We start from the raw sequence: 7,952 nt of genomic DNA, 5'->3' as shown, positions 1-7,952 counted from the left end.
CTCGCCCACCACCGATGGCCCGTCGAACGCACCATCGCCCACCTGAAGAACTGGAAAATCCTCGCCACCGGCTACCGAGCCCGCCTGACCGAACTGCCCACAATCATCCGCATCATCACCAACCTCGAGCACTACCGCCTGAGCCGATGACTTCTGAATAACGCTCTACGACTCGCGCGTTCTGAGTGGACGACACGCGCTGTCCGAGTGGAGGACACGCGCGGTGGTCAGGGGGTGGGCGGGTCCTCGGGGAGGGGGACGGCGCGGAGTTGGTCGGCCACGTCGGCCGGGTCCGCTTCCAGGGTGTCCGGGGTGGGGGGTGGGGTGGCGTCGTGGCCGACGGCGGCTTCCTCGTCCAGGTCGCCGACCTCCGGTTCGGGCACGGCGGGGCGCAGCTGGTCGGCCGCGTCGTTCGACGGCGTCTCCGGACTCATTCGGTGATCCTCCCGAGGCGCAGGGGTAAGGCCCGCTGCCACGGTAGGCGGCGGCGGGCGCGCTCGCATCTCGTCGTCCGTTGGTGCTGCTGGGGTGTGAGGCCACTGAACCGCGCTGCGTCGCGGGTGCGTCGTTGGACGCCGGGCCCGACCTCCGGGGTGTGGCGGTGGTGAGCGCTCGCGCGGCTCGGGGCGGGTCGCCACGGCCTCGCGGTCGGGCAGGGGCGCGTCGGTGACGGCCGGACGCGGGTGGCGCCGGGACGGAGGTCGGCGCACGGGGCGCGAGGTGGGGCCGAAGTTGGCGGAGACGATCGCCTCGAACTCCGCGTCCACCCACCCGCGGTCCGCCAGGACGAGGTCCGCGAAGGCGGAGCCGATCGTCGAGGCGCCTGTCCGACCGGTCATGTCGATCACTCCCGGGCCACGTTCACCTGGTCATTGACCGATATGCATTTCTTATAGCCACGGCTGGAGATTATGTCAAGCGGTCAGAGGAGATATCGACCTGCGGGACAGCTGTGCGCCGCGGGCGCCGACCACTGACGGTCGGCGCCCCTCCTGGACCGCCGGCGGCTCGGGTGATCCTGCCGGTCGGCCCGCATCGGGCAGGTGGTCCGGTCACGCCTCCCGGGTCGTCCAGCCTTCCGGCAGGCCCTCCACGGTGGCTTGGCCGCCGGTCGCGCGGACGTGCGCGGTGACCTCCCCCAGCCTCAGGTCGGCCAGCGCCACCTCGCCCCAGCGCTCCGGCAGGTGCGGCGACAGGGACAGCCTGCGCCGCGGCACGTCCGGTTCCAGCCCGAGGAACGCCCGCACCAGCAGCAGCGGCGCGGCGCTGGCCCAGGCCTGCGGCGAGCACGACGTCGGGTACGGCACGGGCGGGCTGAAGTCGGCGCGGGCGAAGCCGCAGTACAGCTCCGGCAGCCGGCCCCCGAACGCCGAGGCCGCGTCGAGCAGCCCCTCGGCGAGCCGGTGCGCCAGGTCCACCGCACCGGGCACGTGGGCGTAGCGCAGCAGGCCGGCCACGGCGATGGCCGTGTCGTGCGGCCACACGGAGCCGTTGTGGTAGCTCATCGGGTTGTACGCGCCCATCGACGCGGAGAGCGTGCGCAGGCCGTACCCCGTGTCCATGTCGGCGTCGGCCAGCCGCCGGACGAGCACCGCGGCGTGCTCGTCGGTCGCGATCCCGGTCCACAGGCAGTGGGCGGCGTTGCTGGTCAGCGCGTCCACCGGCTGCTTGGCGCCGTCCAGCGCCACGGCGTACCAGCCCCGGTCGGGCAGCCAGAACGCCTCGGCGAACCGCCGCCGCAGCCCGTCGGCCCGCTCCCGCAGCCGGGCGGCGCCCGCCGGGTCGCCGAAGCCCTCGGCCAGCTCCGCGCGGGCGAGCAGCGCGCCGTACGCGTACGCCTGCACCTCGCACAGCGCGATCGGCGGGACGGCGAGGCGGCCGGAGGCGTCGTTGACGCCGTCGAAGCTGTCCTTCCAACCCTGGTTGGCCAGGCCGCGGTCGGTGGCGCGCCGGTACTCGACGAACCCGTCCCCGTCGCGGTCGCCGTACCGGTCGACCCACGCCAGCGCGGCGTCCGCGGCGGGCAGCAGGTCGCGCACCACCTCGGGGTCCGCGCCCCACCGCCAACACTCGGCCAGCAGCATCACGAACAGCGGCGTCGCGTCCACCGTGCCGTAGTAGTGGTTGCCGCCCAGCACCGCCGTGCTGTCCGGGCCCAGGCGCAGCTCGTGCAGCACGCGCCCCGGCTCCTCCTCGGTCAGCGGGTCCACCTTCGTGCCCTGCGTCTCGGCGAGGGTCTGGAGCGTGCCCAGCGCCAAGCCGACGTCCAGCGGCAGCGCCATCCACGCGGTGAGCAGGCTGTCGCGGCCGAACAGGGTCATGAACCACGGCGCGCCGGCCGCCACGAACGGCCTGCCGTCGCGCGCCGGGTCGTGGATCTGGAGCGCGCCCAGGTCGCTCTCGGTGCGGCGCAGCACGGCGGTCAGCACCGGGTCGGTCGAGGTGACGAGGGTGCTGGCGGCGCGCCACGCGCGGATCTTGCGCGCGGGCTCGGTGTTCTCCATGCTCTCGCCGCGGTGGAACCGCGGCTGCACGGGCCGGCCGGCCAGCGTGGGCTGCACCGCGACCTCGGTCGACCACTTCTCCCCGGGCTGCACCACGACCTGCCAGCTCAGCGCGCCGGGGACCACGACGGGGTCGCCCGTGGCGCTGACGGACAGGCCGCGCGAGCCGTCCTTTCTGTCGCGCAGCAGCAGTTCACGGCCGGCCGCGGTGGCGTCGGCGCCGCCGTGCACCACGCGGCCCTCCTTCACCGCGAACAGGTCGGCGAAGTCGGCGTCGACGTGCAGCTCCAGGCGCACGGCCGTGGCCACGCGGCCCAGGTTCTCGACCGTGACGGTCTCCCTCATGCCGTCGCCGACGAGGCGTTCCCGCACCAGCAGCAGCGTGCTGTCGGCCTGCCCGGCGCCGGGAGACCGGCGCAGCGCGAACCTCGCGGCGAACGCCTCGGGGTGCGCCACCGACAGCGGGTGCGGCGTGCGGCCGTCCAGGCGCAGCTGCCACCGCGACAGCACCCGCGCGTCCCGGAAGAACAGGCCGTGCGGGGTGCCGGGCTCGATGTCGCCGGTGCTGTCGGACAGGCAGAACGTGCTGCCCTCCACCAGCGTCGTGGTGCCGCCGACGCCGCCGGCCAGCGCCGGTTCGCCCGCGTTGAACGGCTCCGGCGAGCCGGTCACGACCGGTCACCCGACGCGTGCAGGGCGGGCCCCTCGTCGACGCCGCGCCGGTAGACGCGGTCGAGCGCGGAGTCCAGGGCGCCGTAGTCGCGGCGCAGGGCGTGCAGGTCGAGGGCCCGGCGGTAGGCGGCCTCGTAGCCCGCGCCGAGGCGGTCCACGTCGAAGTGCGCGGCGACGTGCGCGCGGCAGGCGGCGGGGTCCAGGTCGCGCACCTCGCGCAGCGCCGCGACCAGCTCGTCCGGGTGGTCGCGGACCAGGCCGGTGACGCCGTCGACCACCACCTCGGGCACGGCGCCCGCGCGCAGCGCCACCACGGGCGTGCCGCAGGCCATCGCCTCGATCATGACCATGCCGAACGGCTCCTCCCACCGGATCGGGAACAGCAGGCACCGGGCATTGGCCAGCAGCTTGCGCTTCTCGGTGGCGTCGGCGACGCCGAAGACGTGGTCGCGCCCGGTCAGCCTGGGCTTCACCTCGCGCTCGAAGTACTCCTTCTCGATCGGCTCGGCGCACTTGCCCGCCAGCACCAGCGGGACGCCGGCGGCGTGCGCGGCCTCCAGCGCCAGGTGCGGCGCCTTGTCCGGGTGGAAGCGGCCGAGGAACAGCGCGTAGTCGTCCTTGCGGTCCCGGAACGGCCAGTCGTCCAGGCGCAGCGCGTTGTGCACGGTCGCGGTCCAGTTCAGGTCCGGGGCCAGGGCCCGCTGCCGGTCGCTGATCGCGACCAGGTGCACGTCGTCGCCCAGGGCGCGGTAGTAGCGGTGGAGGTCGGCGTCGACCGGGCCGTGCACGGTGACCACGGTGGGCAGGCCGAGCGCGGCCAGGCCCGGCGCGTTGAGTGGGCCGGCGAGGGTGTGGTCGTGGACCACGTCGAGCCCTTCGCCCCGGGCCAGCCGCTCCAGCTCGCGGCGCACCGCGGCGGCGTGGGCGACCTCGGGGAACGGCTCGCCCAGCCGCTCGGGCACGGTGCGGTCCCAGACGGGCACGAAGCGGGCGGCGGTGCCCGGCTCCCCGGCGCCGAGGAGGGTCACCGCGTGGCCGCGGGCGACCAGCGCGTCGGCCAGGTCGGCCACGACCGCCTCGACGCCGCCGTAAGCCTTGGGCGGCACGTCGAAGTAGGGCGGGGCGACCAGGGCGATGCGCAGCGGGTCCCCGGCGCGGCGCGGGCGCGGGGGCCGGGGGGCTTCGGCGGAAGGCGAGCTGCTCAAGGGGATCTCCTCAGCGGGCCGGCGAACCACGGTTGGCACTCTCTGCCTAAGAGTGCTAACAAAGTTGTTCAAGGGCTCGCAAGCCTCTTGCGCAGATGAACCGGATCACACAGCCGAGGAGGATCCCCGTGACGGCGGTGGAGGGCACCGCGGACCTGGTGCCGCTGCGGACCGACTTCGACGTGGTGTGGCGCGGCTACGACCCGCGCCAGGTGCGGCACTACGTCGCGAGCACCGAGGCCGACCTGCGCGTGCTCGCGGTGGACCGCGACGCGGCGTCGGCCCGCGCCGAGGACCTCGCCCGCCAGCTGGAGAACGCCCGCGCGGAGATCACCGTGCTGCGCCGGCAGCTCGACGAGGTGTGCCGGACGCCCATCGACCCGCTGGCCCTGGACGTCCGCCTGCGGCGCATGGCCGAGCTGGCGCACGAGCAGGCGGCCGAGATCACCGACCGCGCCAAGGCAGCCGCGGACCACCACTGGGCCACCGCCGAACGGGCGGCGGGCCGGCTGCGCGAGCGCTACGACCGCCTGGTCGGCGAACTCGACGCCCGGCGGCGCGACCTGGAGGCCGAGCACCGGGAGGTCATGCGGCAGGCGCACGAGCGGGTCGCGGTGATGACCCGGGAGGCCGAGCTGCGCCGCCGCGAGCTGGACGAGCGGGCCGCCGCGCTGCGCGAGCAGGTGCAAGCGGACTTCGAGGTGGCCATGAACGCCCGCCGCGCCGAGGCGCTGGCCGACCTGGCCCGGCTGCGGGCCGCCGCCGAGGCCGAGGCCGCCCGGCTGGTGCGCGAGGCCGGAGCACGCGCGGAGCACGTCACCGCCCAGGCCGAAGCGCACGCCGAGCGCGTCACCGCCGAAGCCGAAGCACACGCCGAACGCGTCACCACCCGGGCCGAACGCCGCGTGGAGGAGCTGCGGGCCCGGCGCGAGGACATCGCGGAGAGCCTGAAGCTCGCCCAGGACCTGCTGGCCGCGGCCGCACCGCTGCTCGACCCGCTGCCGGAGGAGGTCCCGGCGCAGCGGGACGAGCTGGAACTCGTGAGCTGAGGGCCTCTTCGCCACCCGCGCGGGCGGGGTGCTCCGGAACCGGCGCACCCCGCCCGCGGCCTCAGCCGTCGATCAGGCCCGCCAGCCGGTCCGCCAGGTCGTCCCACCGCCAGTGCCGCGTGACCCACTCGCGCCCGGCCTCGCCCATCTTCGCCGCGGTGCCCGGGTCGGCCAGCAGCTCGGCCACCGCCGACGCCACCCCCGCCACCTCGCGCCCGTCCACCACGTGCCCGGTCACGCCGTCCAGCACCGTCTCCGGCGCGCCGCCCGACCGGCCCGCCACCACGGGCAGCCCGCTCGCCGACGCCTCCAGGTACACGATGCCCAGGCCCTCGACGTCCAGGCCGCGGCCCCGGGTGCGGCACGGCATGGCGAACACGTCGCCCGCGTTGTAGTGCGCGGGCAGCTCCTCCCACGGCACCGAGCCGGTGAACACGACGTGCTCCCCGACGCCCTCGGTCGCGGCCAGCTTCTCCAGCGTGGCCCGGTACGGGCCGCCGCCGACCACCAGCAGCGCCGCGCCCGGCACCCGCCGCCGGATGTCGGGCAGCGCCCGCACCAGCACGTCCTGCCCCTTGCGCGGCACCAGCCGGGACACGCACACCACCACCGGCCGGTCGCCCAGGCCGTACCGGGCGCGCACGTCGGCGCGGGCCGCCGGGTCCGGCCGGTAGACCGAGGTGTCCACACCGGACGGCAGGTGCTCCAGCGCCGCCATCGGCCCGAACGCGGCGGCGAACCGGGACCGCGTGTACCGGCTCACGAACGTCACCACGTCCACATCGGACCCGATCCGGCGCAGCGCCTGCCGCGCGCCCGGCAGCATCGACCAACCCACCTCGTGCCCGTGGGTGGACGCCACCACCCGCTCCGCGCCCGCCGCCCGCAGCCGGGGCGCCATCAGGGCCAGGGGCGCCGCCGCGCCGAACCACACGGCGTCACATCGCGCGCCGCGCGCGATGTCCTCCGCCCGGCGCACCACGTCGGGCGTGGGCAGCATCAGCGTGCCGGGGTGCCGCACCACCTCGAACGGCTGCACCTCGTCGAACTCCGGGTGCGAACCGGCGGGCGAGGACCACGACGGCGCGTACACCACGAGGTCGGGCAACCGCACCGCCAGGGCGTGCAGGTAGGCCTGGATGCCACCGGGCCGGGGCGGGAAGTCATTGGTCACCAGGAGGGTCCGACGCACGCGCCCACGTTACGGGAACGTCGCCGCCAGGTACTCGCGCCAGCCCGAAACCAGCTCGGCGACGCCCCGGCCGGTCAGCCCCGGCAGCGCCTCGTCCACTTCGGACGCCGGCACCCGCGCCAGCCGCCGGTACAGCTCCACCAGCCCCGGCTCGCCCAGCACCGACGCCAGGTAGGCGTTGAGCGACCACGCCTGCTGGTAGGCCAGCTCCAGGTCGGGCCCGCGGAAGTCCTCGTCCGAGGGCAGGCCGGTCGGCGGCGCCTCGCGCACGGCGGCGGCCAGCAGCGGCGCGGCCCGCTCCGGCGGCACCCCGCTCCCCCGGTAGCCCACGTAGTCGGCGAACCCCTCCAGCAGCCACATCGGCGCGCCGTCCGCGGTCTCGCCGCGCACCGCGACGTGCGTGATCTCGTGCCGCAGCAGCACCCGCAGCGCGATGGGCGACAGGGCGCCCGCGCTGTCCGGGTTGAGCACGACCCGCTGGCCGCGCGCGGTGCGCGTGGCCGGGTCCACCCGGTCGGCCACGGCGACGCCCGCGATCGCCCCGGTGGCGAACCCCGGTCCGACCAGCGCGCCCATCTCCTCGGCTCCGGAGGGCACCAGCACGGCCACCTGCCGCGCCCACGCCGGCCCCCACACCTCGGTGACCGCGCGCACCGCGCCGTCCAACTCGGCCAGCGCCCGTCGCGCCAGCGCCTCGCCGCCGGGGTGGGAGATCACGAAACCGCCGGGTCCGCCGTGCACCCGGCAGGGCCCGAAGTCCCACGGCCCGCGCCAGGTGCGCCTGCCCAGCGGCTCCAGGGCGGTGTCGGAGTTGAGGTACCAGCGGTCGCCGCGCCGGGTGAACAGGTAGGCCATGCCCTGCGTGCTGGGTTCGACGTCCACGCCGCGCAGCCGGTAGGCCAGCCGCACGCCCGGCGCCCACGCCTCGTCGGCGGCGGGCGGGGTCGGCGGGGACAGGTCGGTCCCGCCGCCGTCCAGCCGGTACTCCCACCCGTCCAGCGGCACGTCGGCGAGGTTGTGGAACAGGTCGCGCTGCCGCTGCCGGAACCCGGGGTCGGCCAGCGGGTCGAGGTCGGCGGTGAACGCGGTCTCGTCGCGGGTCAGCAGCGCGCGGGCCCGCCGGTCGAGCAGCGACCGGACCTCGTCCGCCCGCGCGGGCGCGGCCTCTGCGGCGGGCGCGGGCGGGTCCGGCGCCACGGCCGCGGTCAGGCCGCCCAGGAAGGTGAGGGCCACGAGCAGGGCCAGCGGCACCCGGAAGCGGTTCACGGACCGGTGCGGGGGCGTCGGCGGGGGCCCCCCACCCCCGGGTGCCCCCCCGGGGGCGCCAGGG

The 7,952-nt window shown here is 76.0% G+C and carries 6 protein-coding genes; 1 reads left to right on the top strand and 5 read right to left on the bottom strand.

From position 1 onward, the window contains the following. Nucleotides 1–227: 227 nt before the first annotated feature. From ACFV4N_RS36180 to ACFV4N_RS36170, 3 genes are all read right to left on the bottom strand, one after another. Nucleotides 228–434, bottom strand: coding sequence for an Rv3202a family protein (locus tag ACFV4N_RS36180; protein WP_499677172.1), 207 nt, complete (start codon nucleotides 432–434; stop codon nucleotides 228–230). A 618-nt stretch (nucleotides 435–1,052) separates the two neighbouring features. Then, nucleotides 1,053–3,176, bottom strand: coding sequence for an amylo-alpha-1,6-glucosidase (locus ACFV4N_RS36175; RefSeq protein ID WP_499677171.1), 2,124 nt, complete (start codon nucleotides 3,174–3,176; stop codon nucleotides 1,053–1,055). Then, nucleotides 3,173–4,381 carry a glycosyltransferase family 4 protein gene (locus ACFV4N_RS36170; RefSeq protein ID WP_499677170.1) on the bottom strand — a complete coding sequence of 403 codons (1,209 nt, stop codon included), beginning with the start codon at nucleotides 4,379–4,381 and terminating at the stop codon, nucleotides 3,173–3,175. The genes ACFV4N_RS36175 and ACFV4N_RS36170 overlap by 4 nt, the downstream gene beginning before the upstream one ends. Nucleotides 4,382–4,509: 128 nt before the next feature. Between ACFV4N_RS36170 and ACFV4N_RS36165 the strand changes: the two genes are divergently transcribed. Beyond that, nucleotides 4,510–5,430: a cellulose-binding protein gene (locus tag ACFV4N_RS36165; RefSeq protein WP_499677169.1), complete on the top strand. Its 921-nt coding sequence runs from the start codon at nucleotides 4,510–4,512 to the stop codon at nucleotides 5,428–5,430. Between the two features lie 61 nt (nucleotides 5,431–5,491). On the opposite strand, the gene ACFV4N_RS36160 is transcribed toward ACFV4N_RS36165, so the two are convergent. Both ACFV4N_RS36160 and ACFV4N_RS36155 read right to left on the bottom strand, forming a co-directional pair. Then, the gene (locus tag ACFV4N_RS36160; protein ID WP_499677168.1) at nucleotides 5,492–6,622 is read right to left on the bottom strand and encodes a glycosyltransferase family 4 protein; all 1,131 of its coding nucleotides are present in this window, start codon (nucleotides 6,620–6,622) and stop codon (nucleotides 5,492–5,494) included. 9 nt (nucleotides 6,623–6,631) lie between these two features. Next, the gene (locus ACFV4N_RS36155) at nucleotides 6,632–7,888 is read right to left on the bottom strand and encodes a basic secretory protein-like protein (RefSeq protein WP_499677167.1); all 1,257 of its coding nucleotides are present in this window, start codon (nucleotides 7,886–7,888) and stop codon (nucleotides 6,632–6,634) included. Nucleotides 7,889–7,952 lie beyond the last annotated feature (64 nt).

The sequence above is a fragment of the Actinosynnema sp. NPDC059797 genome (assembly GCF_042732085.1).
Lineage (GTDB): Bacteria > Actinomycetota > Actinomycetes > Mycobacteriales > Pseudonocardiaceae > Actinosynnema.
This window is presented reverse-complemented; position numbering and strand designations above follow the sequence as displayed.

Bases quoted from the DNA above. Each gene is read 5' to 3' on its own strand.
- ACFV4N_RS36180 (WP_499677172.1), bottom strand. From the start codon at position 434: ATGAGTCCGGAGACGCCGTCGAACGACGCGGCCGACCAGCTGCGCCCC.